This window comes from Cellulosimicrobium sp. CpK407 (genome assembly GCF_051844275.1).
GTDB classification, from domain to species: Bacteria; Actinomycetota; Actinomycetes; order Actinomycetales; family Cellulomonadaceae; genus Cellulosimicrobium; species Cellulosimicrobium cellulans_G.
This window is the reverse complement of sequence record NZ_JBGNYC010000057.1, coordinates 1-25,840: the sequence shown is the minus strand read 5'-3', so window position 1 is coordinate 25,840 and position 25,840 is coordinate 1. Positions and strand designations below refer to the sequence as shown.

Here is a 25,840-nt window from a genome sequence, read left to right as displayed (position 1 = left end):
CGCGCCCGACGCGGTGACCTGGGAGCTCGGGCCGAAGTAGGTCGCGGTGACCGGCACGATCCAGTACTCCGTGCCCTCCGGCGGCGCGGCGTTGACGTCGCTGTGCGCGAGGACCTCGGCGGTCGCCTCGTACGGTGGGTCGAGCAGGACCTCCCACTCCTCCCCGCCGATCGTGTAGCCGTCGAAGAACCACGGGTCGTCGGGTGTGCCGGAGCCCTCCCACTCACCCTCGGGCCAGTCCTCGTCGGACCAGCCGTCGTCGGACCAGTCGTCGGTCGGCGCGGTGTACCAGTCGGCGATCTGCCCGCCCGCGTCGCTCGCGACCCCGGCCGCGAAGCCGACGCCGCCGCCGACGGCGAGGCACGCCGCGCCGACGATCAGCCCGACGGCGGTGCGCGACAGCCCGCGGCGCGCGGCGGGTGGGGGCGGGCCGGGGAGCCCGGCGACGGGGTACGTCGGGCCCGTGCCCGGGGCGCCCGACGGGACGGGGCCGTAGCCGGGTACGGGACCGTGCCCGGGAGGGGGTTGCAGGGGAGGAGTGTGCGCGAGAGGCGAGGGTCCGGGGGCGGGCGGGGCGCTCGCGGACCCGGGCACCGGGACCGGTGGCAGCGGCGTCCCGGGCGCCGGCGGGGGTGGACCGGACGGGCCCGACGTCGACTGGTTCGGCGGCGCGAAGGGGTTGCTCATGGTGCTCCGGGCTCGTGCGGGCGAGCGCCCGGACGACGGGTGTGTCGCCGCGCGTGGCCGGATGCTCCCACACCGCGACCTCCCCGCGCCACCACGTGACCCGGGGGCCCCACGGCCGACCACGCCGCCGCTCGCCCCCGAGAACGACCTTGGTGTCGTTATCGCGCGGATAACGACACCAAGGTCGTGTTCGGCGGAGCCCGAGTTACGGCTGGTCGGGGTCCGAGCCCACCAGGAACTGCGAGTACGCACCGATGGTGAGGAACGTCGGGAAGTCCTCGGCCAGCGCGACGGCGCGGAAGACGTTCGCCGCGTCGTCGATCCGGTTGCCCGGGGTGCGCGGCAGGTCGTCGACGATCTCGGCGAGGAGCGCCTCGACGCGGTCGCGCGTGATCGGCACGCCGTTCTCGGTGCGCGTGCCCGACGCGATCCACTGCCAGACCTGCGACCGCGAGATCTCGGCGGTCGCGGCGTCCTCCATGAGGTGGTCGATCGCGGCGGCGCCGACGCCCCGCAGCCACGACTCGAGGTAGCGCACCCCGACGGACACGTTGGACCGCAGGCCCGCGGCGGTCACCGTCGCCCCGGCGCGTCGTGCCGAGCCGATGTCGAGCAGCTCGTGCTGACCCACCTCGACGTCGTCCCGCAGGCGGGACACCTGGTGCGGCCGGTCGCCCAGCACGGCGTCGAACTCGCCGCGCGCGACCTCGATGAGGTCGGGGTGCGCGACCCACGTGCCGTCGAACCCGTCGGTCGCCTCGCGACGCTTGTCGGCGCGCACCTGCTCGAACGCGCGCTCGGTGACGTCGGGCCGGCGCCGGTCGGGGATGAACGCGCTCATCCCCCCGATCGCGTGCGCGCCGCGCTTGTGGCACGTCGCGACGAGCAGCTCGGTGTACGCCCGCATGAACGGGGCGGTCATGGTGACCTGCGCGCGGTCGGGCAGCACGTAGGAGTCGCCGCGCGTGCGGAACGCCTTGATGACGGAGAACAGGTAGTCCCACCGCCCGGCGTTGAGCCCGGCGCAGTGGTCGCGCAGCTCGTGGAGGATCTCCTCCATCTCGAACGCCGCGGGCAGGGTCTCGATCAGCACGGTCGCGCGGATCGTGCCCTGCGGCAGGCCCAGGTACTCCTGCGCGAGGACGAACACGTCGTTCCACAGCCGGGCCTCGCGGTAGCCCTCGAGCTTGGGCAGGTAGAAGTACGGCCCGCGGCCGCGCTCGACGAGCTTGCGCGCGTTGTGGAACGCGTACAGCCCGAAGTCCACGAGCGACGCCGACGCCGACACGCTGACCCCGGCCCGGTCGACGTACCGCATGTGCTTCTCGATGAGGTGCCACCCGCGCGGGCGGAACACGATCGTCGGGAGGTCGGTGAGCGTCGTCGAGCGCAGGCGGTACTCCTTGCGGTGGTCGCCCGCGCCGGTCGTGTGCGTCAGCGTCCCGCGGATCGCGTCGTGCAGCGCGAGCTGGCCCTCGACGACGTTGCGCCACGTGGGGCTGGAGGCGTCCTCGGCGTCGGCGAGCCACACCTTCGCGCCCGAGTTGAGCGCGTTGATCGTCATCTTGGGGTCGGTCGGGCCCGTGATCTCGACGCGTCGGTCCTCGAGCCCCGGCGCGCCGTCTGAGCCCGCGACGCGCCACGACGGGTCGTCGCGCATGGGCCGCGTCGCGGCGCGGAAGTCGGGGTCGATCCCGTCCGCGACGTCCTGACGGCGCTGCTGGCGGTCCATGAGGAGCTCGTGGCGGCGGGCCACGAACCGGTCGTGCAGCAGCGTGAGGAAGTCGAGCGCCTCGGGCGTGAGGATCTCGCGGTAGCGCTCGCCCAGCGTCCCGGTGACGCGCAGCGTGCCGGTGACACGCGGGCTGCTCGGCGCCGAGGGGGACGTCGGAGGGGGAGAGGTGGTCGTGGTCAGCGTGGTCATGGCGTGCTCCGAAGGTCGTGCTCCCGCGAGAGAGAACCCCGAGCTTCGAGCTAGAGCCTGCGAGCTCTATCTCGGGCGCGCGGGCTCTATCTCGCGGGAGGGGGAGGGCTTAGTGGAACTGGGCGGTCTCGGTGGACCCGGCGAGCGCGAGGGTGGCGGCGTCGGGGTTGAGAGCCGTGGCGACCCGGTCGAAGTAGCCGGTGCCGACCTCCCGCTGGTGGCGGGTGGCGGTGTACCCGTCGGCCTCGGAGGCGAACTCGGCCTCCTGGAGCTCGACGTAGGCGGACATCGCGCGCTCGTTGTAGCCGCGCGCGAGCTCGAACATGGAGTGCGAGACGGCGTGGAAGCCGGCCAGCGTGATGAACTGGAACGCGTAGCCCATCGCGGCGAGCTCCTTCTGGAAGCTCGCGATCTGCGCGTCGTCGAGGTGCTTCTTCCAGTTGAACGACGGCGAGCAGTTGTAGGCGAGCTTCTTGTCCGGGTGCTGCGCGTGGATCGTCTCGGCGAACGTGCGCGCGAGCTCGAGGTCGGGCTCGCCCGTCTCGACCCAGATGAGGTCGGAGTACGGCGCGTACGCGAGGCCCCGCGCGACGACCGCGTCGAGCCCCGGGCGCACCCGGTAGAAGCCCTCGGACGTGCGCTCGCCCGTGAGGAACGGGCGGTCGCGCTCGTCGACGTCGGACGTGAGCAGGTCCGCGGCGAGCGAGTCGGTGCGGGCGATGATGACCGACGGCACGCCCGCGACGTCGGCCGCGAGGCGCGCGGCGTTGAGCGTGCGGATGTGCTGGCTCGTGGGGACCAGCACCTTGCCGCCGAGGTGGCCGCACTTCTTCTCCGACGCGAGCTGGTCCTCCCAGTGCACGCCCGCGGCGCCCGCGGCGATCATCGAGTGCATGAGCTCGTACGCGTTGAGCGGGCCGCCGAACCCGGCCTCGGCGTCGGCCACGACCGGGGCGAGCCAGTCGCGGCCGGGCGCACCCGACTCCGCCGTCTCGATCTGGTCCGCGCGCAGGAGCGCGTTGTTGATGCGGCGCACGACGGCGGGCACGGAGTTGGCGGGGTAGAGCGACTGGTCGGGGTACGTCTGGCCGGACAGGTTGGCGTCGGCCGCGACCTGCCACCCGGACAGGTAGATGGCCTGGAGGCCCGCGCGCACCTGCTGCACGGCCTGGTTGCCGGTGAACGCGCCGAGCGCGGCGACCCACTCCTCGGTGTGGACGAGGTCCCACAGCTTCTCGGCGCCGCGACGGGCCAGCGTGTGCTCCTCGCGCACCGAGCCGCGGAGCGCGACCACGTCCTCCGCGGTGTAGTCGCGCTGGAGGCCGGCCCAGCGGGGGTCGGTCGCCCACTGCTCGGCGATCTCGGCCGCGGTCTGGGTCTGGTCGCCGGGCCGGGAGCCGGAGCGGTCCGGGGTGCGGCCCGCGACGTCCGCCGTCGTCGCGACGGCGCCGAGCGGACGGGCGCCGCCCGCGTACTCGGACGGGGAGCGGCGGCTGACGATGGTGGGCCTGTTCACGGGTGCCTCCTGGTGGTGCGCCGGTCCGCGCTGCGCGGACCGGACGGGCCGGTCGGTGGACCTCGGCGAGGTCCGTGCTTCGACCTTCCTCCCGCTGACAACCCCGCCTCAAGCCGGATCGATCGAAAGAAACGTAGTTCTTCTCTTGTGCGCAAGGAGTGGCGCGTGTCACCCTCAGTCATGGCTATCCCGACGACGCGACCGGCCGGAATCGCGGAACATGCGGAAATCCCGCTCGAGAGCGAGCCCGACGCCCTGACGATCGGCCGCCGGATCCGGCACCTGCGCACCGCGCGGGGCATGACGCTCGACGAGCTCGGAGCGGCGATCGGCCGCGCGCCGTCCCAGGTGTCGCTCCTGGAGAACGGCAAGCGCGAGCCCAAGTTCGCCCTGCTCCAGGCCGTCGCGCGGGCGCTCGGCGCGAGCCTCGACGACCTGCTGTCGCCCGAGGCGCCGTCGCGCCGGGACGCCCTGGAGATCGAGCTGGAGCGCGCTCAGCGCGGTCCGCTCTTCGACGCGCTCGGCCTGCGCCCGGTCCGGGTCGGCAAGTCGCTGCCGACGGACGCGCTCGAGACGATCGTGGCGCTGGAGCGCGAGCTCCAGCGGCTGCACACCGAGCGCGCCGCGACGCCCGAGGAGGCGCGCCGCGCCAACGCGGAGCTCCGCGCGACCATGCGCGCGCAGGACAACTACTTCCCGGAGCTCGAGGACGCGGCGGCCGAGCTGCTCGACGGCGTCGGGCACGCGGGCGGCCCGCTGCCCCAGCGGGTCGCGGCGGACATCGCGGCCCACCTCGGGTTCACGCTGCACTACGTGGGCGACCTGCCGCACTCGACGCGCTCGGTGCTCGACCTGCGCCACCGCCGCGTCTACCTGCCGAGCAACGGGATGCGCGGGCGGTCCAACGCGACGTCGGCGCTCCTCCAGGCGCTCGCGCCGCACGTGCTCGGCCACGCGGAGCCGCGCGACTACCGTGAGTTCCTGCGCCAGCGCGTCGAGGCCAACTACCTCGCGGCGGCGCTCCTGCTGCCGGAGCGGCACGCGGTCAAGGCGCTGCGCGCCGCGAAGGACGCGCGCGAGATCTCGATCGAGGACCTGCGGGACGCGTTCGCGGTGTCGTACGAGACGGCCGCGCACCGGTTCACGAACCTCGCGACGAAGCACCTCGGCATCCCGGTGCACTTCATGAAGGTCCACGAGTCGGGTGTCATCCACAAGGCGTACGAGAACGACGGCGTGCGTTTCCCCGCCGACCCGCTCGGCGCCGTCGAGGGGCAGTACGTCTGCCGCAGCTGGACCGCGCGCACGGTGTTCGCGGTCGAGGACCGGCTCAGCCCGTTCAGCCAGTACACGGACACCCCGAGCGGCACGTACTGGTGCACGTCGCGCGTCCAGGCGTCGGCGGACGGCGAGTTCTCGGTGAGCGTCGGCGTCCCGTTCGCGCACGTGAAGTGGTTCCTCGGTCGCGACACGACCGAGCGCCTCGTCTCCCGGTGCCCCGACGGCGCGTGCTGCCGCCGCCCGCCCGACGCGCTCTCCGACCGCTGGGCCGGGCAGTCGTGGCCGAGCGCCCGCCCGCACGCGTCGATGCTCGCCGCGATGCCGACCGGCGCGTTCCCCGGCGTCGACACCACGGAGGTGTACGCCTTCCTGGATCGCCACGCTCCGGCCGGGTAGGGGCCGAGGGGGAGCGGGTGGGGCTGCCGGTCAGTCGTGCCAGGCGCCGACCCACTCGTCCCAGCCCGGCCCGTCCGCGAGCCGGGCGCCCGCCGCGGCCTGCTCGCGCAGGCCGCGCGTCACGAGCCCGAGGTAGCGCAGGTGCAGCGCGTCCGACTCCGCGCGGGGGAGCGGGAGCGGCGGCCGCAGATGGACCACGAGCTGCATGACGTCGGCCGGGGTGAAGCCCTCGGGGACGCGGCGCTCCGCGCGGTCGAGGGCGACGAGGCGCTCCAGTCCGGCGCGGAGCCGGTCCGACGCCGCCGCGAGCTCGGGCGGGATGGGGCTCTGGGCGCCTGGGGGGCGGAGCAAGGGCCCGGCGGCGCTCGTGATGTGCCGTGCCAGGAAGGTCGCGACGGCGCCGTCGTCGCGCGCGTCGTCCGAGCCGGACTCCTGCCGTGCGTCGGCCACCGTCGCGGCGAGGTTCGCGACCTCCTCGACCGCCGCGACGTGGAGTGCCTCGACGAGCGCCTCCTTGGTGGGATAGCGCCGGTAGACCGAGCCCACGCCCACGCCCGCGCGCTGCGCGACCTCCGAGATCGGCGCCCCGTGGCCCTGGAGCGCGAAGACCTCGCGCGCCGCGGCGAGGATCGCCGTGTCGTTGGCCCGGGCCTCGCGCTGGCGGCCGGGGAGCGGGTTCGGGACGGGCGAGTCGGGCATGGCGTCACCGTAGCCGCGAGGAGGTACGATCGCGAGTCGGAACGGAATCTCCGTTCCGTTAAGCCAGCCCGCTCGAGAGCGAGAACCCGTGCCCTCCCGCCGCACCACGACCTCCGACACGCCGACCCTCGATGCACCGATCTCCGACGCACCGACCCAGGACGCGCCGATCCTTCCCGAGCCCGCCGACGCGCCTCCCGCGCCGGCCGTCGACACGGACGGCGCGGCGTCGCACCCGGCCCTCGTGACCGCCGCGCTCAGCGTCGTCGTGCTCGCGTTCTCGCTCATGCAGACGCTCGTGGTGCCCGCGCTCCCCACGCTCGGGCGCGAGCTCGGCGCCGGTCCGCAAGGGACCGGGTGGATCCTCACCGCCTTCCTCCTCGCCGGCGCCGTGCTCGCCCCGGTGGTCGGCAATCTCGGCGACCGGTTCGGCCACCGGCGCGTGCTCCTCGCGACGCTCGCCGTCTTCGCCGGCGCGACGCTCGTCGCCTCGGCCGCACCGAGCCTCGGGGTGCTCCTCGGCGCACGGGTGGTGCAGGGCGTGAGCACGGCGACGTTCCCGCTGGCGCTCGCGCTCGCGCGGAACCTGCTGCTGCCGCCCCGCGTCGCGGCGGCCTTCGGCTGGATCTCCGGGATGATCGGGCTCGGCGCGGGCGCTGCGCTCGTGCTCGGCGGCGTGATCGTCGAGGCGCTCTCGTGGCGGTGGATGTTCGTCCTCGCGGCCGTCCTGATCGTGGGCGCGGCCGTGCTGGTGCTCCTGTGGGTCCCGTCGGTGAGCGCGCGGTCCCAGCGGCGCCGCACGGACTGGCCGGGCATCGTGCTGCTCGCCGGCGGGCTCGTCGGGGTCCTGCTCGCGGTGTCGCAGGGGGGCGCGTGGGGATGGTCGTCGCCCCGTACGCTCGGCGTCGGCGCGGTCGGGGTGATCCTCCTCGTCGCGCTCGTGCTCGTCGAGCGGCGCACCGAGGCGCCGCTCGTGGACGTGGGCACGTTCCGCCACGGGCCGCTCGCGCTGGTCAGCGTCCTCACCGTGGCCGTCGGGTTCGTGCCGTACGTCTGCTACGTCGCGCTCCCGGTGCTCATGCAGGCGCCCGCGGCCACCGGCTACGGGCACGGGCTGGACGTCACCGCGTCGGGGCTCGCGATGCTCCCGAGCGCCGTCCTGGTCTTCCTCGGCGGCCGGTCCACGCCCCTCCTCGTGGCGCGCGTGGGCGCGGCCGCCACGTCGGGCGTCGCGGTGGTGGTCATGCTCGTGGGGTCTGTCGGGCTCGCGCTGTGGCCGACGGTGCCGTGGGCGGTCGTGGTCGCGTTCTCCGTCCTGGGGCTCGGCAACGGGATCGGCTACGCGATCTGCGCACAGCTCGTCGTGACGTGGTCGCCGCCGGAGGAGATCGGCGCCGCGACCGGACTCAACAGCGTGATCCGCACGGTCGGCTCGGCGGCGGCCGCACCGGTCGTCGCGGCGCTGCTCGCGGGCGCGACGGCGGACGGCGACCCCGCCGGACCGTTCGCCGCGTCGTTCTGGGTCGCCGCGGCCGTGAGCGGGGCCGGCGTCCTGGTCGCCGTGGCGCTCACCGTCCTCAGCCGATCGAGCCGCCCTGCGTCGGCGCGTCCATCGCGGCCTTGAGCCGCGCCGTGTCGGCGGCCGACCAGCCCTCGGGGGCGTGCAGGGCGGCGAACCCGTCGGCGTACTCGCGGTGGTAGACGTGGCCGTGGCCGGGCGGGATGTCCGAGGCCGCGGCGACGAACAGGTCGCCCGTGAGCTGCCAGAACGTGACGAACGGGTACCACCGCACGTCGCCCAGCACGTCGGGGCCGCGCGGCTCGCGCAGCCAGTCGGGCTCGGACCACAGCGTCTCCGGTCCCCACCAGGTCACGCCGTCGGACGCGTGCTGGAGGTAGACGACGCGCGGCTCGTCCCAGCGCGGGCCGGGGCCCCAGAGGTCCGCGACGCCGGTCGCGACCGGATCGCCCCACCGGACCTGGCGGCCGTCGTCGAGCACGGGTGCGTACTCGAGCGACCCGGGGTCGCGCGCGTCGGTGAGCTCGCGCCACATCGGCGTGAAGCCGGGCGTCCCGGTGAACATCGCGCCGTCGGAGCGCGCCTCGACGTCCTGCACGCCGCTGAACGCGCCCTGCATGCCGAACGACCCGAGCGAGATGCCGAACGCCAGCAGGCGCGGGCGGTCGTCCTCGGGGAGCTCCGACCACCGCGCGTACACCGCCTCGAACAGCGCCTTGCCGGCCGCGGGCGGGGTCGTGCGGTCGCCGACGAAGCTGATCCAGCTCGGCAGGTACGAGTACTGCATGCTCGCGATCGCGGTGTCGCCGCCGTGCATGAGCTCGAGCGCCTCGACCATGCCCGGGTCCACCCAGCCCGTCCCGGTGGTCGTCGCGACGACGAGGACGGACCGGTCCCACGCGTCGGTGCGGTCGAGCTCGTCGACGACGCGCGCCGCCGTCGCGTCGAGGTCGCCGTCGAGGTCGAGGCCCGCGTACGCGTGGATCGGCTCGCGCACGTCCGCGGGGTCGACGACGTCGCCCGCCTGGGCGAACGCGGTCAGCTCGTCGAGCGTCGGCCCGGACACGACGAACTTGCGGCCCTCCGCGCCCAGCGAGTCCCACGTCTCGGGGGACGCCGCCGACCCGGACCGCTCGGGCTGGGCCGGGGGCGACAGGCGCGGGTCGACGTCGGCGTTCGCGGCCGCGTAGATCGAGTTGAGCGCGCTCATCGCGCCCGACCAGACGACGCCGTTGAAGACGAGCACCACGACGACCGCGACCGCCACGCCGCTCACGAACCGCGCGACCGGGGCGGGCACGACCCGGCCGACGAGCCGGGCCACCCACCGCGCGACGCGGCGCAGCCCGCGCCCGGCCTGGAGCACGAGCAGCGCGACGACGAGCGCGACGAGGAGCGTCACGACCTCGCGCCCGGGGACGTCCTCGGACATGCCGAACAGGTGCCGCAGCTCGATCTGGCGGCGGGCGCCGAGGACCAGCGAGAGCGGCACGAGCACGACGGTCGCCCCGGCGAGCACCCACCACGCGACGCGGCTCGCGCGTGCCGTCCACCGGATGCGCAGCCCGACCTTGACCGCGAACCACTCGACGAACGCGCCCACGCCGTACCCGCCGACGGCGCTCACGCCCGAGATCACGGCCTGGTAGTACCAGGCCCGCGGGATGAGCGACGGCGTGAACGACAGGCAGAACCAGAGCAGCGCGAGCACCAGCCCGGTCGCCGAGAACCGCCGCAGCCACCGCCCCCACACCCCGTGCCGGGCGGGCTCCTCGTCGACGGGCTCGGGGGTACGGGTCTCCGTCACGGTGGGCTGCACATCGCGAGCGTAGGCGAGCCACCCGCGCTCGTCCCCTCGAACCCTCGGGGGCGTCGGCCTCCCACCGGTCCTGGACGGTGGGGCGCTGACGACGTCGGGGACGCGGGTGGTCAGGCCTCCAGCAGCAGCGCCTCTCCCTGGCCGCCCCCGCCGCACAGCCCGACGGCGACGCGCCCGCCGCCGCGGCGCGCGAGCTCGTGCGCCGCGTGGACGGCGAGGCGGGCGCCGGAGGCGCCGATGGGGTGCCCGAGCGAGATGCCACCACCGTGCACGTTGACGACGTCCGGCGAGACCCCGAGCACACGCGTGGAGACCGCGACGACCGTCGCGAACGCCTCGTTGATCTCGACGAGGTCGAGGTCGTCGACCGTCCACCCGGCGCGGTCGAGCGCCTGCCGGATCGCGCGCGCGGGCTGGGAGTGCAGCGACGTGTCCGGACCGGCGACCTGCCCCCACGCCCGCACCGTCGCCAGCACGGGCGCGCCCGCCGACTCGGCCCGGGCGCGCGTCGTGAGGACGAGCGCGGCGGCGCCGTCGGAGATCTGCGACGCGTTGCCCGCGGTGATGGTGCCCTCGGGGTCGAACGCGGGCCGCAGGCGGGCGAGACCCTCGGCGGTGGTGTCGGGGCGCACGCCCTCGTCGTCGCGCACCTCGACGGGCTCGCCCCGGCGCTGCGGGACGCTCACGGGTGCGAGCTCGGCGTCGAACAGGCCGTCCTTGGCCGCGGCCGCGGCGCGCTGGTGCGAGGCGGCCGCGACGGCGTCCTGCTCCTCGCGCGACACGAACACGTCGCCCACGTTGGTGCGCTCGGTCGAGACGCCCATGGAGGCGCGGTCGAACGCGTCGGTGAGCCCGTCGCGCGCGACGGCGTCGACGAGCGTCGCGTCGCCGAACGCGAACCCGGCGCGCGACCCGGGGAGCAGGTGCGGCGCGTTGGTCATGGACTCCTGGCCGCCGACGAGCACGACCTCGGCCTCGCCGGAGCGGATCATTCGCGTGCCGTCGATGACGGCGGTGAGCCCCGAGAGGCACACCTTGTTCACCGTCACGGCGGGCACGTCCCAGCCCACGCCGGCGCCTGCGGCGGTCTGGCGCGCGGGGTTCTGCCCCGCCCCGGCCTGGAGCACCTGGCCGAACACCACGGCGTCGACGGCGTCCGCGCCGAGTCCCGAGCGCTCGATCGCGGCGCGCGCGGCGACGGCGCCGAGCTCGACCGCGGTCAGCGCGGAGAGCGAGCCCTTGAGCCGCCCCTGCGGGGTGCGGGCGGCGGCGACGACCACGACGTCGTCGGGGGAGTGCGGGGTGGTGGTGCTCACGGCTGGACCTCCAGGGGTGCGGACGGCGGTGTCTGCGCGGGCGCCGGGGGTGTGGCGCCCGCTCGTGCGGCGGCGGCGTCGACGTCGGCAACGGCAGTGTCGACCAGCCCGAGCAGGAGCCCGAGGAACACGTCCGGCTCCTCGAGGTGGGGGCTGTGCCCGACGCCGGGCCGCACCTCTTCACGGTACCGCCCGCCGGCGGCCGCGTAGGCGTCGAGGACGGCCCGCGTCTGGGCGACCATCGGCTGCGGCGGGTGCGTCGCGGCCCCGGGCCAGCCGGGGACGGCGCCGATCGCGCCGAGCTGCGCGAGGTCGAACAGCGACGTGTCCGAGACGATCGCGTCGGCGTCGCCCCGCACCCACAGCACGGGCGCCGTCGCGCCGGACGTCGCGAAGCCGGACAGGTCGCAGTACTTCGCGCTGATCGCGTTGTTCATGCCGCGCGTCCCCGGCGCGACGCCGGGCCACGTGCCCGACGCCGTCCGGTCCCCCGGGTAGTTGTCGTCGCCCGTGCGCGTCGAGAGCACGGAGTCGAGCAGGAGCTCCTCCAGCGCGCCGAGCGGCTCGCCGAGCGAGGCCGGGTCGGCGACGTAGAACCGGCGCAGCACGTCACGGGGCGACCCCGCGTCCTCGCTGCGGTCGCCCGCCGCGAGCGCCGCGACGAACGCGGGGTTCGCGGTGCCGCCGCCGGACCCGGCGAAGTCGGGGGAGAGCGGCGTGCCGTCGACGTCGCGCGTGCCGCCGAACCCGTACGGCGACATGGGCGCCTCGAGGAGGACCGCGTCGAACAGGTCGGGCCGGTCGGTCGCGAGCTGCAGCACGACCCCCACCCCCGCGGAGTGCGCGACCGCGACGAGCGGGTGCGCGAGGTCGAGCGCGTCGACGACGGCGGCGACGTCGTCGGCGAAGTCCCGCACGCCCCGCGTCGCGTCGACGGGCCGGGTCTCGGCGTCGCCGTACCCGCGCAGGTCGACGGCGACGCCGCGCACGTCGGCGGGCAGCGCGCGCAGCAGCGGGTCGAAGAACGCCGACGACGAGCAGTTGCCGTGCACGAGCAGGACCGTGGCCCGCACGTCGCCGTCGGCCAGCACCTCGCGCACGTGCTCGCGACCGCGCGGGGTCGGCACGTCGCGGCGCAGCACGTCGCGCGTCACGACGGCGTCCCCGCGGCCTGCGTGGACGGTCCCGGACCGGCGTCGGCGACGTCGAGCGGGGCGTCGTCGAGCGCGACGACGAGGTCGGGCTCGGTCACGGCGCGCACGTCGTCGACGCTCACGCCGGGCGCGGTCTCGCGCAGCACGAGGCCGTCGGGCGTCACGTCGATCACCGCGAGGTCCGTGATGATCCGGTGCACGACGCCCCGCCCGGTGAGCGGCAGCGAGCACGAGCGCAGGAGCTTGGGCGACCCGTCGCGCGCCACGTGCTCCATGAGCACGATCACGCGCGCGGCCCCGTGCACGAGGTCCATCGCGCCGCCGGGGCCCTTGACCATCTTGCCGGGGATCATCCAGTTGGCGAGGTCGCCCGTCGCGGAGACCTGCATGCCGCCGAGGATCGCGGCGTCGATCTTGCCGCCGCGGATCATGCCGAAGCTCAGCGCGGAGTCGAAGAACGCCGCGCCCGGCAGGACGGTGACGGTCTCCTTGCCCGCGTTGATGAGGTCGGGGTCGACGGTGTCCTCGCTCGGGTACGGCCCGACGCCGAGGATCCCGTTCTCCGACTGCAGCACGAGGTGCTTGTCCTCGGGCACGTAGTTGGGCACGAGCGTCGGCAGGCCGATGCCGAGGTTGACGTACCAGCCGTCCTGGAGCTCGCGCGCGGCGCGCGCGGCCATCTCGTCGCGGGTGAGCGCCATGCGTCAGCCCTCCTTCACGCTGGTCGCCGTGCCCGACGTCGTGCGCGCGGGCTGGTCGGTCTCTGCGGCCGGGCGCACGGTGCGGCGCTCGATCCGCTTGGGCACGTCCGGGCCGACCTCGACGACGCGGTGCACGAACACGCCGGGCAGGTGGACGGCGTCGGGGTCGATCTCGCCGGGCTCGACGAGCTCCTCGACCTGCGCGACGCACACGCGGCCCGCCATCGCGGCGAGGGGGGAGAAGTTGCGGGCCGACCGGTGGAACACGAGGTTGCCGTGCCGGTCGCCGCGCAGGGCGTGCACGAGCGCGAAGTCCGTGGTGATCGCGTCTTCCAGGACGAACTCGGCCTCGTCGGGGAACGACCCGTCGCGGCCGCGCGGCCCGACGCCGAACGCGCGCACCTCCTTGGGCGCGCTGGCCTGCGCGACCCCGCCCGCGCCGTCGTACCGCTGGGGGAGGCCGCCCTCGGCGACCTGCGTGCCGACGCCGGTGCGCGTCCAGAACCCCGCGATGCCCGCGCCGCCCGCGCGCAGCTTCTCCGCGAGCGTGCCCTGCGGGGTGAGCTCGAGCTCGAGCTCACCCGAGAGGAACTGCCGCTCGAACTCCTTGTTCTCCCCGACGTACGAGCTCGTCATCTTCCGGATGCGGCCCGCCCCGAGCAGGACGCCCAGGCCCCAGTCGTCGACGCCGCAGTTATTGCTCACGACCCACAGATCGCGCGTGCCCTGCGCGAGCAGCGCCTCGATGAGCGCGATGGGGTTGCCGCACAGGCCGAACCCGCCGACGGCGAGCGACGCGCCGTCGGGCACGTCCGCGACGGCCTCGGCCGCGGACGCGACCACCTTGTCCAGCCCGGTCCCTCGTGGGGACGCGATCGTGGGGCTCATGCCGTGACCTCCTCGTCACTCGCCGGTCCGGGTCCGTCGCTCGTGACGGCGGCCAGGGCCTGCAGGGTCTCGCCCGCGACGGCCTCGACGCCGGGCGGGCTCATGATGATCGTGTAGTGATTGATACCCGCTACGTCGCGGGTGCGCAGCCCCGGCAGCCGCGCGCGCCACGCGGCGAGGTGCTCGGGGGAGTAGAGGGCCTCGGGCTCGTCGAGCAGCCCGCGCGGCGCGCGCAGCAGCACGAGGGGCACGTCGAGCGGGTGGTCGCCCGCGAGCGCCTCGGCGAGCGGGCCGCCCTCGTAGAGCTCGAGCGAGTCGGCGGAGACCGCCGCGCCCGACGACGCCGGACGCAGCGCGGGCGCCTCGCCGACGAGGTCGTAGTCGACGTACCCCGCCACGACGTCGGCCCACGGCTCGTCCCACGCGCTCGCGAAGGCGGGGTGCGCGCGCCAGAAGCCGCGGTACTCCTCGCGGTCGGCGAAGGTCCGCTCGAGCCGCTCGACGGCCGGCCCGAGCAGCGCGCGCAGGACCTCGTCGTGATCGGCGTCCGGGGGCAGGCCCGCGGGCGGTGGGAGCGGGATCCCGCCGTCGACGAGCACGAGCCGCGAGACGCGGCCGGGGTGGCGGTGCGCGAGCACGACCGACACGAACGCGCCCATCGAGTGCCCGAGCGCGACGACGCTCTCGACCCCCAGCGCGTCGAGCACGGCAGCGAGGTCGTCGGCGTGCGCGCCCATGCCGTACGGGCCGGGCAGGGTGTTGCTGCGGCCGCGCCCCCGTAGGTCGGGCGCGACGACGCGCACGCCCGGCAGTGCCGCGACGACGGCCGGCCACGCGCGGTGCGACGCCGTGATGCCGTGCACGGCGAGGACGGTCGGGACGGCGTCGTGCGCGGGGCGCGCGCCGCCGTCGGGCCGGGCGCCGGGCCCGGGTGCGGGCGGGCCGACCGGGTCCCACACGCCGACGCGCAGCCGCCCGCCCGCGACGGGGACGTCGAGCGTCGCGTAGGTGTGGGTCGCGGCGGTGACGTCGTGCCGTGCGGACGCGGGGGTCGCCGTCGTGCCCGCGGTCACCGGGCGCTCCAGCCGCCGTCGATCGTCCACGACGCGCCCGAGACCATCGACGCGTCGGGTCCGGTGAGCCAGCCGACGAGCGACGCGACCTCCTCCGGCTCGACGAGCCGCTTCACCGCGGACTCGGCGAGGAGCACGGTCGCGAGCACCTCGGACTCGGGGACGCCGTGCATGCGCGCCTGGTCCGCGATCTGCTTCTCCACGAGCGGCGTGCGGACGTAGCCGGGGTTGACGCACACGCTCGTCACCCCGTGCGGGCCGCCCTCGAGGGCCGTCACCTTGGACAGGCCCTCCAGACCGTGCTTCGCGGACACGTACGCCGACTTGAACGGCGACGCCACGAGGCCGTGCACCGACGACACGTTGACGACGCGCCCGAACCCGCGCGCGTACATCCCCGGGAGCGCGGCCCGGACCAGCAGGAACGGCGCCTCGAGCATGATCGCGTGCAGCAGGCGGAAGTCGTCGGGGCGGAACTCCTCGATGGGGCTCACGCGCTGGACGCCCGCGTTGTTGACGAGGACGTCGACGTCGAGCGAGAGGTCGTCGAGCGCGCGCGTGTCGGCGAGGTCGACGACCCACGCCTCGCCGCCGAGCTCGTCCGCGAGGCGCTGCGCGCCGTCGGGGTCGACGTCGGCGACGGTCACGTGCGCGCCGCGCGCGGCGAGCTCGCGCGCGCACGCCGCGCCGATGCCGCTCGCGCCGCCCGTGACGAGCGCACGACGCCCGGCGAGCGTGGGGGCCACGGGGGTCGACGCGGCAGGGACGGTGGCGGGGACGATCACTGCGCGTCTCCTTCGGTCGTGGATCCGGACCGGGCCGTGGCTCCGGCCTCGGCGGCGGGTCGCGGTACGGCGAGCGCGCGCTCGATGAACTGCATGGTCTGCTCGAAGACGTGCGGCGGGACCTCGGCGGCCGCGGTGTCGTACGACGGCGGCTCCGCGCTCTCGTCCCAGCGCCCGCCCCACAGGACCCAGCGCATGCCGACGATCTCCCCGATCCCCATCAGCGCCCACGCGGCGACCTCCGGGTCGACGTCGTGGCCCACCTCGCCGTTCGCGCGCGCCTTGTCGAGGCCCGTCATGTAGCCCTCGACGATGCGCGAGTAGTGCCGACGCAGCGCGCCGGGCGAGACGAACTCGGCCTGCCGGACGATCCGGTAGAGCGCCGGGTGCTCGGCGGTGAAGCGGAAGAAGGCCTCGAAGCCGGCGCGCTCGGCGGCGAGGCGGGTGTCCGCCTGCGAGCTCGACTCGATCATCGCGTGCCGGACGCGGCGGTTGAGGTCGTCGACGAGCTCGTCGAACACGTCGATCTTCGACTCGAAGTACAGGTAGAACGTGCCCTGCCCGACGCCCGCGGACTCGGTGATCTTGACGATCGACGCGTCGTGGTACCCGACCTGGGCGAACACCTGCTCGGCCGCGGCGAGGATCTTGGCCCGCGTGCGGTTGCCGCGGGCGGTGCGGGGCTGGGTGCTCATGAGTCCTCCGGGACGGTCACGCGCTCGGCGAGCGAGCGGCGCGACACCTTGTGCAACGACGTGCGGGGCAGGGACGGGACGAGGTCGAAGCGACGCGGGACCTTGAAGTGCGCGAGCTCGCGGCGGCAGAACGCCTCCAGCTCCTCGGCGTCGGTGGGGTGGCCCGGGCGCGGGACGACGAACGCCGCGCCGACCTCGCCCCACCGGACGTCGGGCACGCCCACGACCGCGACGTCCGCGACGCCGGGGTGCCGCCGGAGCACGGCCTCCACCTCGGACGGCGTGACGTTCTCGCCCCCGACGATGAAGACGTCCTTGAACCGGTCGACCACGCGGTAGTACCCGTCGGCGTCGCGCTCGACGAGGTCCCCGGTGCGCAGCCAGCCGTCGTGCAGGACGGCGGCCGTCGCGGCCTCGTCGCGGAAGTACCCGGCGAACACCCCGGGCCCGCGGACCAGCAGCTCGCCCGCCGCGGGCCCGTCGAGGTGGCGCCCGGTCACCGGGTCCGCGACGGCGACCTCGACGTGGGGATACGGCGTCCCGGCCGACCCGAGGCGCTCGCGCGCCTGGTCGTCGGGCAGGCACAGCACGTTGGGCCCGGCCTCGGTGAGCCCGTACCCCTGCGAGAGCGCGACGCCGCGCCGGTGCCACGTGCGCAGCAGCGGCTCCGGCATGGGCGCGCCGCCCACGACGGCGTGGCGCAGCGACGACAGGTCGGCGTCCGCGAAGCCGGGGTGCTCCGCGAGGAGCAGGTAGTTCGTCGGGACGCCCATCATCGTCGTGACGCGGCGCTCGGCGACGAGCTGCAGCACGCGCTCCGGCTCGAACGTGCGCTCCAGGACGACCGTCGCGCCGGTCCACCACGCGAGCAGCGGCTGGATGTTCCAGCCGCCCGCGTGGAACTGCGGCAGCACGCTCAGCACGACGTCGTGGCTCGTCAGCTCGACCGTGCGCGAGAGCGAGAGGTTGGTCCAGAAGCAGTTCGCGTGCGTGAGCAGCGCGCCCTTGGGCGTGCCCTGCGTGCCGGACGTGAACACGAGCAGGAGCGGGTCGTCGTCGCGCACGACGCGGCGCTCGGGGACGGGCGCCCCCGTGGCCCGGCCTGCGCCGTCCGCGTCCCGCGCGCCGTCGGCCAGGCACGGGCGGCGCGACGGTGCGGGGACCCGCGCCTCGACGCCGCTGCGGCCGAGCTCGGTGCGCCGTGGGGGGAGGACGAGCCGGTCCAGCCGGTCGAACGCCGCGTCGGCCAGCGCGGAGAACTCCTGCTCCACGAGCACGAGCGCCGGGTCGGCCTGCTCGATCTGGGCGGCGAGCTCGCCCGGCGACAGCCGCCACGACAGCGGCGCGAGGATCAGCCCGGCCTGCGCGCACGCGAAGAACAGCACGACCTGGTCGGCGCTGTTGCCGGTCACCGTGGCCACGCGGTCGCCGACGCCGTAGCCCGCCTCGCGGAACGCCGTGGCCAGGGCGCTCGCGCGCTCGTGCAGGTCGCGGTAGCGCAGGGTCACGCCGCGGTCGTCGACCGCGACGCGGTCCGGCGTCGCGAGCGCGCGGTCGCGCGTCCAGCGGCCGAGGGTGTGCAGGCCGTCCTGGGCGTCCTGGTGCTGCGTCGTCATGCCACCTCCTCCAGGCGCTCGCGGGCCTCCTCCCGATCCTCCCGCGGGCGGCGGCGCGCGGCGAGGCGCGACGCGGCGCCGGCGATGCCGCCGGGCAGGAACATCACGACGAGGATGAAGAGGGTCCCGAGGAGGAACAGCGGCTCGCTGAGCGGCACGCGCAGCACGGCCGGGAGGTCCGCGACGGCCGCGGAGCTCGCGAGCGTCCCGAGCCGCTGGTCGAGGATCGTGTAGAGGACGCCGCCGACGATCGCGCCCCACCGTGAGCCCACGCCGCCGAGCACGACCATGACGAGCAGCGTGAGCGTGAAGTCGGCCGAGGTCGCGCGCGGCACGGCGCCGGACTGGAGCAGGAGGTACGCCATGCCGACGACGGTCGCGAGCGTCGCCGCGAGGACGAACACGAGGAGCTTGACGAGGTAGGGGCGCCCGCCGATGACGCGCACGCGCATCTCGTTCTCGCGCGTGGCCGCCGCGACGTGCCCGGCGCGCGACCGCTCGACCCACAGCACGACGAGGTAGACCACGACGAGCACGGCGAGCGCGAGCCAGTAGAGGTTGCGCGTGTTGAGGACGCCCACGAACGCGTCGGGGACGTTGCCGGTCGCGAGCGCGAGGCCCTCCTCGCCGCCCGTGGCGCCGCCGGGGTTGCGACGCACGAGCACGTTGCCCGCCTGGGCGAACGCGAGCGTGACCATCGCGAAGGAGATGCCCGTGACGCGCAGCGAGATCGCGCCGACGACGTGCGCGAGGACGATCCCGCCGACGAGCACGAGCGCCGCGGCGGGCAGGAGCGGGATCTCGGTCGTGTCGAGCACGATCGCGAGCCCGTACACGCCGGCCGCGAAGTACAGCGCGTGGCCGAAGCTCAGCAGGCCGGCGACGCCGAACAGCAGGTGGTAGCTCAGGGCGAGCGCACCGATGAGCCAGCACAGCGCCATCATCTGCAGCGCGCCGGGCGTGTAGGTCGGACCAGGCAGCACGCCGGGCACGTGGATGGCGAGCAGCGGCAGGCACGCGAGCAGCGCGACGAGCGCGACACCCGCGAGCGTGCGGACCACGGTGCCCGACGGCGTCCGGCGCGCCGGACGCGCAGCGTCGCCAGGGTGCGGGGCGCCCGGCACGGACCCGGCGGGAGCGGAGGTGGGGTCGGCGGACGCGCGCGTGCCGCCGTCGGGCCGGCTGCCAGGAGCGGTCTGGGTGGTCATGCGGCTGCCCTCCCGAGGAGGCCGGTGGGACGGACGAGGAGCACGAGCGCGAGCAACAGCACGACGATGAGGTCGCCGTAGCCGAGGTAGTAGTTCGCGAACTGCTGCAGGACCGCGACGAGCACGGACGCGACCGCGGCGCCGGTCAGCGAGCCGAGTCCGCCGATGACCGTGACGATGAACGCGAAGATGAGCAGCGACCCGCCGAGGTGCGGCGAGACGTAGCCGAAGTACTGCGAGGCGAGGACCCCGCCGAGGCCCGCGGCGGCGCCGCCGAGGGCGAACACGAGCGTGAACGCCTTGCGCACGTCGATGCCGAGCGCCGTGACCATGGACCGGTTCTCGACGCCCGCGCGGATGATGAGGCCGTAACGCGTGCGCTGGAGGAAGAGCACGATCGCGCCGAGCACGAGAACCGCGGCGCCGATCGCGACGAAGCGGTCGTTGGGGATCGGCGCGCCCGCGAGGTCGGTCGTGCCCTTGAGCCACGCGGGACCGGAGATGAACTCGGGATCCGAGCCCCACATGCCCTCGAACAGCGCGACGGACGCGAGCGAGAGCCCGACCGTGACGAGCACCTGCTCGATGTGCCGCTCGTAGAGCGGGCGGATGAGCAGGAGCTCGGTGAGGGCCGCGGCTCCCGCCCCGACGACGGCCCCGGCGAGCAGCGAGAGCGCGAAGACGCCCCACGAGTCCGCGCCGAGCGCGCGCGCGACGAACCAGCCGCCGAACGCGCCGAGCGTGAGGAACGACCCGTGCGCGAAGTTGAGGACGCCCATGAGCCCGTAGATGAGCGACAGGCCCGACGCGACGAGGAAGTACAGCGCCCCGAGGCCGAGCCCCGTGACGAGGAGGAGGACGATCGTGCTCATCGGGCCGCAGCCCCTTCGTTCTCGTGGTGGTCGACCTCGGCGTGCACGCCGAGGAGCTGCTGGACGCGGTCGGGGTCGTCGAGGAGCTCGCGCGCCGGGCCCGTGTGCACGACGCGGCCCGCGTCGATCACGACGACGCGCTCGGCGAGCCGCTCGATGACCTCGAGGTTCTGCTCGACGAGCAGGATCGGGACCGTGCGGGCCGCCTCGGCGAGCGCGTCCGACACCTCGCCGACGATCCGGGGCGCGAGGCCCTTGGTGGGCTCGTCGACGAGGAGCAGGCGGTTGGCGTTGAGCAGGGCGCGCGCGAGCGACACCATCTGCTGCTGCCCGCCCGAGAGGGTGCCCGCGCGCTGCGCGGCGCGCTGGACGAGGTCCGGGAAGAGCTCCGCGACGAGCTCGCGCCGCGGGTGCGCGTCGCGCTCCGCGAGCCGCAGGTTCTCCGCGACCGTGAGCCCGGCGAACACCTCGCGGTCCTCGGGCACGTACCCGACGCCGCGGCGCACGATCCGGTCCGTGCGCTCGCCGTCGACCCGCTCGCCCGCGAGCCGCACCTCGCCCCGGCGCTCGATGAGGCCGAGCACGGCCTTGAGGGTCGACGTCTTGCCGACGCCGTTGCGGCCCAGCACGGCGGTGACGCCCGTGGCCGGGACGGAGAACGTCACGTCCTCGACGACCTGCTGCCCCGCGATGCGCGCGGACAGCCCGCGCACCTCGAGGACGGGCACGTCGCTCCCGACCGCGGGCTGGGCGGTGCTCCTGCTGCTGCCGCTCATGCTGCCTCTCCTGCCGTGACGCCGAGGTAGGCGCTCTGCACCGTGGGGTCCGCCATGACGGCGTCGGGGGTGTCGCACGCGAGCAGCTCGCCGCGGTGCATGACGGCGACGCGGTCCACGAGCCCGAGCACGACGTCCATGTGGTGCTCGACCATGAGGACGGTGCAGCCGGTCGCGTGCAGGTCGCGGATGACCTCGACGAGTCCCGGCACGTCGGCCGACGACACGCCCGCCATGGGCTCGTCGAGCAGCACGACGCGCGGCTCCGTCGCGAGGAGCACCGCGATCTCGAGCTTGCGCTTGTCGCCGTGCGACAGGTCGCCCGCGGCGACCCCGGCGCGGCGCACGAGACCGACGGTCTCCAGGTGCCGGTCCGCCTCCCGCGTCGCGGCGTCGCCGCGACGCGGGAAGCGCAGCACGGACAGGGCGCCGCCGAGGCGCCCCTGCGCGGCGAGCCGCACGTTCTCCCGGACGCTCAGGCGCGGGAACAGGCTCGACGTCTGGAACGTGCGGCCCAGCCCGGCGCGGGCGCGCGCCGCCACCGAGGTGGTCGTCACGTCCGTTCCCGCGAGGAGCACCGACCCGCTCGTCGGGCGGTGGATCCCCGACACCAGGTTGAAGAGCGTCGTCTTGCCCGCGCCGTTCGGCCCGATCACCCCGAGCATCTCGCCCTGCCCGACGGCGAGGCTCACGCCCTGGAGGATGCGCGCGCCGCCGATCTGGAGGCCGAGGCCGCGGACCTCGAGCGCGGGGAGGGCGTGCGGCTCGCCCACGTCAGCCCGCCTCGGCCGGCGCGACGTCGTCGCCCGGCACCTCGGTGACGAGCTCGGGGATCCAGGCGTCGCCGTCGGCCACGAGCTTGACCTGGTACATCGGCTGGATCAGCGCGTGGTCGGACGCGCGGACCGTCGTCGTGCCCTTGGGGCCGTCGAAGCTCCAGCCCTCGAGCGCGTCGACCATGGCGTCGACGTCGTCGCCGCCCTCCTCGATCGCGTGGACGATCATCTGGGCCGCGACGAAGCCGTCGGGCGTGAAGAGGTCCGCCTGCTTGTCGGTTGCCTCGACCGACGCGAGCATCGCGGCCTCGACCTCGGTGCCCGCCGCGCCGGGGAAGTAGTGGTTGAGGAAGTCGACCTTGCTCGCCGCGGCGCCGTACGCGCCGTAGGTGGCGACGTCGCCGAGGCCGGTGACGACCGTCGTCGAGTCGAGCACGCCCTGCTGGTCGAGGCCCTGCCACATCGCGCCCGACGTCGCCCCGGCCCACGCGACGAACACGAGGTCGGGCGCGGCGTCGACGATCTGGTGCGCGAACGGCGTGAACTCCGTCGCGTCCTCGGGCACGAGCACGCTCGTCACCTCGGCGCCCTGCGCGCCGAGGACCGCCTCGACCGCGGCGAGGTTGCCCTGGCCGAACGCGTTGTCCTGCGCGAACACGACGACCTTCGCGCCGTCGGGGTCGACGAACGTCCCCGCCGTCGCGACGTCCTGGAGCGACTGGCGCCCCGAGCGGAACGTGTAGTCGTTGATGCCCGTGAGCGCGTCGACCGCGGCGGGGCCGGAGATGTAGAGGACCTTGTTCTGCTCGGCCTGCTCGGCGAGCTTGAGCGCCACGCCGGACACGACCGTGCCGCCGAGGATCTGGTAGCCCTTGCCGATGAGGTCCTTGGCCTGGCCGACCGCCTTGTCCGGGTCGCCGCCGTCGTCGTGGAACGTCACGTTGACGGGCCGGCCGTCGACCTCGCCCGTGCCGTCGGTCGCGTAGTCGAGGCCCGCCTGGAAGCCCTCGTAGTAGGCCTCGCCGTAGGCCGCGAGCGGCCCGGTCTTGGAGTAGATGATGCCGACGTCGACGGGGTCGGCGCTCGCGCTGCTCTCGCTTCCGGTCGTGTCGCCGCCGGTCGCGTCGGTCGGCGCGCACGCGGCGAGCACGAGGCTCGCGGCCGCGAGCGCGGCGACGGCGAGTGCCGGCCGCTGGGACTTCTTCGTCCGCATGACTTCGCCCTTCGTTGGGTGGTCCTGGGGGAGCGCCGCTCAAACATGAGAGGCGATTCAGGTTGCGGGAATCATGGATCCACGACCGACGCGGTGTCAACCCGCGCCGGTCACGATCCGGCTACGGCGCCGACGAAGGAGCCCACCATGGACGACGAGACGCACTCTTCTGCGCGGGGAGGCACCGTGCCGCCGCAAGGTCGCGACGACCTGCCGAGCGGGACCCTTCAGGTGCCGAACCCGGGGTCACGGGCGAGCTGGGCCGCAGACGTCGCCCACGACCCCGGGTTCCGGCGGCCCGCGGGAGAACCGGGACCCCGGGTCGGCGGGAGGGTCGCGTCAGTGCTCGAGGCGGTCCTTCTCGTCGCCGATGTGGTCGACGACGTCGTCCGGGAGGTCGTCGAGGTTCATGTCGTTCGTGCGAGCGCGCCGGGCGTCCCAGCGCAGCGCGACCGCCGCGAGGGCGGCGGCGATCGTCGACGCCGCGAGGACGGCGATCTTCGCCGCGTCGGTGTGCGTCGAGTCCGGGAACGACAGCTCCGCGATGAGGAGCGACACGGTGAACCCGATCCCGCCCAGCAGGCCGACGGGCAGCAGGTCGCGCACCCCGATGCCGGGCGCCAGGCGCAGCGGGGTGAACCGCGTGACGAGCGCCGTCACCCCGAGCACGCCCACGAGCTTGCCCAGCACGAGGCCGAGCACGATCGCGAGGACGACCGGCTGGCCGAGGACGTCGCCCCCGCCGCCGACGAACGTCACGCCCGCGGCGAAGAACGCGAACACGGGCAGGGCGATCCCCTGGGAGAACGGGCGCAGGGCGTGCTCGAACCGGTGCGTGCGCGACTCGGTCTCGCCGTGCACCACGAGCGCCGGGACGGTGAAGCCGAGCAGGACGCCCGCGATCGTCGCGTGCACGCCGGACTCGTGGACCAGCACCCACGCGACCACCGCGACGGGAACGAGGAGCCACCAGCGCGTGCGCCGCGCCCGGACCAGCACGGCGAACAGCGCGACCGCGACGAGCGCGAGACCGAGGAACCCGATGCGCAGGTCGGCCGTGTAGAAGACCGCGATGACGACGATCGCGAGCAGGTCGTCCACGACCGCGAGCGTCAGGAGGAAGGTGCGGATCGCCGTGGGCAGACCGCGCCCGAAGACGGCGAGCACGCCGAGCGCGAACGCGATGTCCGTCGCCGTCGGGATCGCCCAGCCGTGCAGCGCGCCGCGGTCGCCCGCGAGCAGCACGACCGCCGTGAAGATCACCGCCGGCACCGCCATGCCGCCGACCGCGGCCAGCATCGGGACCCCGGCCTGGCGCGGGCTCCGCAGGCTGCCCGCCACGAACTCCTGCTTGAGCTCGACGCCCACGACGAAGAAGAAGATCGCGAGCAGCCCGTCGGCCGCCCAGGTCTCGAGGCTCAGGTCGAGGTGCAGGGGCAGGGAGCCGATCGAGGCCGGCCCGACGACCGTCTCCGAGAGGGTCGTGTACGCGTCCCGCCACGGGGAGTTCGCCCACAGCAGCGCGAGCAGCGCCGCGCCGATGAGCAGCGCGCCGCCCGTCGTCTCCCGGCTCACCCACCGGCGGAAGCGCACGCGGGTCGACGGGCGGTCGGTGGGGTGGGTGCCGGAGGGCGGGGTGGCGTGGGTCATCGTGCTCCCGGGGTCGCTGTCGCGTCGCACGGCCCGCGGACGCGACACCGTGGCCGACCAGACTTCCCGGCACACCGTCCTCGATTCTACGGGGGCATACCCCGCGCGGCCGACGTGCCCGGCTCGCGATCATCCTCCCGGGCGACGTCGCGTGCGGCCAGCGCACGTGAGGATCGGCGGGTGCCCGACGCCGTCCCCCGCCCCGCGCCCGACCCCACCCCGGCAGAGCCCACCCCCGCAGAGCTCACCGACTCCGCCCTGACCCCGACGCCGTCCCCGACCCCGACCCCGACGCCCGCCCCGATCCCGTCCCCGGACCGGACGGCGTCGCCGGACGTGCCGACGGTCGTCGGACCCACGGCGCTCGACCGCCGGCTCCTGTGGGGCGGGTCGCCGGTCCTCGGGGCGCTGCTCGCGTACGGGGCGCTCCACCTCGCCGGATGGATGGCGGGACTGCCGTGGGCGCCGTTCCAGGGTCTCGCGCGCGTCATCGACGAGCTCCTCGGCGAGCGGGGGACCCTCGGCGTCGCGATCTGCCTCGTCCTCGGGGTCGGTGCCGGGCTCGTGTTCGCCGCGCACGCGGTGCGCGACATCGCGGTCCTGACGCTCGACGCCGAGCACGCGACCGTGACCCTGCGCGACGAGCGCGTCACGCTCGACCGGGACCGCGTCACCGCCGTGCTCGTCGACCGCAAGGACCTCGTCGTGCTCGGCCGTCGGGCGCCGAGCGCCACCGACCGTCGCGCGTCCGCCGCGGTACGTCTCTCGCCCCGCGGTGCCGGCGACGGCACCGGCACCGGCAACCGGGAGGATCACGAGACACCGGTCGTCGAGCTGCTTCACGTCCGCACGGAGCTCGCGACGGCCCGTCTCGCCGCCGCGTTCCGTGCGCACGGCTGGCCGTGGCACGACGGCGACCCGTGGGCACAGGAGTTCCGGCGCTGGGTCCCCGGCGACCCCGAGCTCCCGCCGAGCGCCGACGCCGTCCTGCGCGCCCGCGCGGCGATGCTCCAGGCCGACAAGACGTCCGACGCCGCCGACCTGCGCCGCGAGCTCGCTCGCCTCGACGTCGTCGTGCGCGACGTCGACAAGATCCAGCACTGGCGCCGAGCCACCACCCCGAGAGAGGACCCTGGTCCCGTGAGCGAGAGCTCCGGCAGCGCGAGGTAGAGCCCTGGTCGCGCGAGGTAGAGCCGTGGTAGCGCGAGGTAGAGCCGTGGTCGTGCCCGACGGCGGTCTGGTCGCCTTGGGTGGGCGGGGTGGGTGGTGGTGCCGC

General features: G+C 74.9%; 21 protein-coding genes and 1 pseudogene. 3 read left to right on the top strand and 19 right to left on the bottom strand.

The annotated features are described in order from the left end of the window. From ABWU78_RS18495 to aceA, 3 genes and pseudogenes are all read right to left on the bottom strand, one after another. Window positions 1-687, bottom strand: a pseudogene (locus ABWU78_RS18495) (hypothetical protein); the annotation flags it as partial. Between the two features lie 205 nt (window positions 688-892). Continuing rightward, window positions 893-2,611 carry a malate synthase A gene (aceB, locus tag ABWU78_RS18490; RefSeq protein WP_439159147.1) on the bottom strand — a complete coding sequence of 573 codons (1,719 nt, stop codon included), beginning with the start codon at window positions 2,609-2,611 and terminating at the stop codon, window positions 893-895. 109 nt (window positions 2,612-2,720) lie between these two features. After that, window positions 2,721-4,127, bottom strand: a complete 1,407-nt coding sequence (aceA, locus tag ABWU78_RS18485) for an isocitrate lyase (protein WP_439159146.1) — start codon at window positions 4,125-4,127, stop codon at window positions 2,721-2,723. 180 nt (window positions 4,128-4,307) lie between these two features. On the opposite strand from aceA, the gene ABWU78_RS18480 reads away from it, so the two are divergent. Further along, window positions 4,308-5,804, top strand: coding sequence for a helix-turn-helix domain-containing protein (locus tag ABWU78_RS18480; RefSeq protein WP_439159148.1), 1,497 nt, complete (start codon window positions 4,308-4,310; stop codon window positions 5,802-5,804). Between the two features lie 30 nt (window positions 5,805-5,834). Here the strand turns inward: ABWU78_RS18480 and ABWU78_RS18475 are convergent, their stop codons facing one another. Then, entirely contained in the window at window positions 5,835-6,503 is a 669-nt protein-coding gene (locus ABWU78_RS18475; protein WP_353707944.1) for a TetR/AcrR family transcriptional regulator, read from the bottom strand. 88 nt (window positions 6,504-6,591) lie between these two features. Here ABWU78_RS18475 and ABWU78_RS18470 point away from each other — a divergent pair, with 88 nt between their 5' ends. Next, window positions 6,592-8,127 carry an MFS transporter gene (locus ABWU78_RS18470; RefSeq protein ID WP_439159145.1) on the top strand — a complete coding sequence of 512 codons (1,536 nt, stop codon included), beginning with the start codon at window positions 6,592-6,594 and terminating at the stop codon, window positions 8,125-8,127. Here ABWU78_RS18470 and ABWU78_RS18465 read toward each other — a convergent pair. The 15 genes from ABWU78_RS18465 to nhaA form a co-directional block, all read right to left on the bottom strand. Further along, on the bottom strand, window positions 8,081-9,841 hold the full coding sequence (locus ABWU78_RS18465; RefSeq protein WP_439159144.1) for an alpha/beta hydrolase: 1,761 nt from the start codon (window positions 9,839-9,841) through the stop codon (window positions 8,081-8,083). The genes ABWU78_RS18470 and ABWU78_RS18465 overlap by 47 nt on opposite strands. A gap of 110 nt (window positions 9,842-9,951) precedes the next feature. Then, window positions 9,952-11,157, bottom strand: coding sequence for an acetyl-CoA C-acetyltransferase (locus tag ABWU78_RS18460; protein ID WP_439159143.1), 1,206 nt, complete (start codon window positions 11,155-11,157; stop codon window positions 9,952-9,954). Further along, on the bottom strand, window positions 11,154-12,311 hold the full coding sequence (locus tag ABWU78_RS18455; protein ID WP_439159142.1) for an alpha/beta hydrolase: 1,158 nt from the start codon (window positions 12,309-12,311) through the stop codon (window positions 11,154-11,156). Before ABWU78_RS18455 ends, ABWU78_RS18460 begins: the two co-directional genes overlap by 4 nt. Next, window positions 12,308-13,012, bottom strand: a complete 705-nt coding sequence (locus ABWU78_RS18450) for a CoA transferase subunit B (RefSeq protein WP_353707949.1) — start codon at window positions 13,010-13,012, stop codon at window positions 12,308-12,310. The genes ABWU78_RS18455 and ABWU78_RS18450 overlap by 4 nt, the downstream gene beginning before the upstream one ends. 3 nt (window positions 13,013-13,015) lie before the next feature. Further along, window positions 13,016-13,900, bottom strand: coding sequence for a CoA transferase subunit A (locus tag ABWU78_RS18445; RefSeq protein ID WP_353707950.1), 885 nt, complete (start codon window positions 13,898-13,900; stop codon window positions 13,016-13,018). After that, window positions 13,897-15,003, bottom strand: coding sequence for an alpha/beta hydrolase (locus ABWU78_RS18440; protein WP_439159141.1), 1,107 nt, complete (start codon window positions 15,001-15,003; stop codon window positions 13,897-13,899). The genes ABWU78_RS18445 and ABWU78_RS18440 overlap by 4 nt, the downstream gene beginning before the upstream one ends. Continuing rightward, window positions 14,970-15,719: a 3-hydroxybutyrate dehydrogenase gene (locus ABWU78_RS18435; RefSeq protein ID WP_353709590.1), complete on the bottom strand. Its 750-nt coding sequence runs from the start codon at window positions 15,717-15,719 to the stop codon at window positions 14,970-14,972. Before ABWU78_RS18435 ends, ABWU78_RS18440 begins: the two co-directional genes overlap by 34 nt. A 35-nt stretch (window positions 15,720-15,754) precedes the next feature. Further along, window positions 15,755-16,453, bottom strand: coding sequence for a TetR/AcrR family transcriptional regulator (locus ABWU78_RS18430; RefSeq protein ID WP_439159140.1), 699 nt, complete (start codon window positions 16,451-16,453; stop codon window positions 15,755-15,757). Then, on the bottom strand, window positions 16,450-18,069 hold the full coding sequence (locus tag ABWU78_RS18425) for a class I adenylate-forming enzyme family protein (protein ID WP_439159139.1): 1,620 nt from the start codon (window positions 18,067-18,069) through the stop codon (window positions 16,450-16,452). Before ABWU78_RS18425 ends, ABWU78_RS18430 begins: the two co-directional genes overlap by 4 nt. Further along, complete coding sequence (locus tag ABWU78_RS18420) at window positions 18,066-19,277, bottom strand: branched-chain amino acid ABC transporter permease (protein WP_439159138.1); 1,212 nt, start codon at window positions 19,275-19,277, stop codon at window positions 18,066-18,068. The genes ABWU78_RS18425 and ABWU78_RS18420 overlap by 4 nt, the downstream gene beginning before the upstream one ends. Beyond that, on the bottom strand, window positions 19,274-20,149 hold the full coding sequence (locus tag ABWU78_RS18415; protein WP_439159137.1) for a branched-chain amino acid ABC transporter permease: 876 nt from the start codon (window positions 20,147-20,149) through the stop codon (window positions 19,274-19,276). Before ABWU78_RS18415 ends, ABWU78_RS18420 begins: the two co-directional genes overlap by 4 nt. Next, window positions 20,146-20,925: an ABC transporter ATP-binding protein gene (locus ABWU78_RS18410; RefSeq protein WP_439159136.1), complete on the bottom strand. Its 780-nt coding sequence runs from the start codon at window positions 20,923-20,925 to the stop codon at window positions 20,146-20,148. Before ABWU78_RS18410 ends, ABWU78_RS18415 begins: the two co-directional genes overlap by 4 nt. Further along, window positions 20,922-21,698 (bottom strand): ABC transporter ATP-binding protein, encoded by a 777-nt coding sequence (locus ABWU78_RS18405; RefSeq protein WP_439159135.1) that lies wholly within the window; start codon window positions 21,696-21,698, stop codon window positions 20,922-20,924. The genes ABWU78_RS18410 and ABWU78_RS18405 overlap by 4 nt, the downstream gene beginning before the upstream one ends. Window position 21,699: 1 nt before the next feature. Further along, window positions 21,700-22,914 carry a substrate-binding domain-containing protein gene (locus ABWU78_RS18400; RefSeq protein WP_353707955.1) on the bottom strand — a complete coding sequence of 405 codons (1,215 nt, stop codon included), beginning with the start codon at window positions 22,912-22,914 and terminating at the stop codon, window positions 21,700-21,702. 339 nt (window positions 22,915-23,253) lie between these two features. After that, window positions 23,254-24,564 (bottom strand): Na+/H+ antiporter NhaA, encoded by a 1,311-nt coding sequence (nhaA, locus tag ABWU78_RS18395; RefSeq protein ID WP_353707956.1) that lies wholly within the window; start codon window positions 24,562-24,564, stop codon window positions 23,254-23,256. A gap of 180 nt (window positions 24,565-24,744) precedes the next feature. On the opposite strand from nhaA, the gene ABWU78_RS18390 reads away from it, so the two are divergent. Next, entirely contained in the window at window positions 24,745-25,734 is a 990-nt protein-coding gene (locus tag ABWU78_RS18390) for a YqeB family protein (RefSeq protein ID WP_439159134.1), read from the top strand. Window positions 25,735-25,840 lie beyond the last annotated feature (106 nt).

Excerpts from the sequence above, each read along its gene's own strand:
- ABWU78_RS18410 (WP_439159136.1), bottom strand. The coding sequence starts at position 20,925 with ATGAGCGGCAGCAGCAGGAGCACCGCCCAGCCCGCGGTCGGGAGCGAC.
- aceB (WP_439159147.1), bottom strand. The coding sequence starts at position 2,611 with ATGACCACGCTGACCACGACCACCTCTCCCCCTCCGACGTCCCCCTCG.
- ABWU78_RS18450 (WP_353707949.1), bottom strand. The coding sequence starts at position 13,012 with ATGGCGCTCACCCGCGACGAGATGGCCGCGCGCGCCGCGCGCGAGCTC.
- ABWU78_RS18425 (WP_439159139.1), bottom strand. The coding sequence starts at position 18,069 with ATGACGACGCAGCACCAGGACGCCCAGGACGGCCTGCACACCCTCGGC.
- ABWU78_RS18430 (WP_439159140.1), bottom strand. The coding sequence starts at position 16,453 with ATGAGCACCCAGCCCCGCACCGCCCGCGGCAACCGCACGCGGGCCAAG.
- nhaA (WP_353707956.1), bottom strand. The coding sequence starts at position 24,564 with ATGACCCACGCCACCCCGCCCTCCGGCACCCACCCCACCGACCGCCCG.
- ABWU78_RS18400 (WP_353707955.1), bottom strand. The coding sequence starts at position 22,914 with ATGCGGACGAAGAAGTCCCAGCGGCCGGCACTCGCCGTCGCCGCGCTC.
- ABWU78_RS18415 (WP_439159137.1), bottom strand. The coding sequence starts at position 20,149 with ATGAGCACGATCGTCCTCCTCCTCGTCACGGGGCTCGGCCTCGGGGCG.
- ABWU78_RS18480 (WP_439159148.1), top strand. The coding sequence starts at position 4,308 with ATGGCTATCCCGACGACGCGACCGGCCGGAATCGCGGAACATGCGGAA.
- ABWU78_RS18420 (WP_439159138.1), bottom strand. The coding sequence starts at position 19,277 with ATGACCACCCAGACCGCTCCTGGCAGCCGGCCCGACGGCGGCACGCGC.
- ABWU78_RS18445 (WP_353707950.1), bottom strand. The coding sequence starts at position 13,900 with ATGAGCCCCACGATCGCGTCCCCACGAGGGACCGGGCTGGACAAGGTG.
- ABWU78_RS18475 (WP_353707944.1), bottom strand. The coding sequence starts at position 6,503 with ATGCCCGACTCGCCCGTCCCGAACCCGCTCCCCGGCCGCCAGCGCGAG.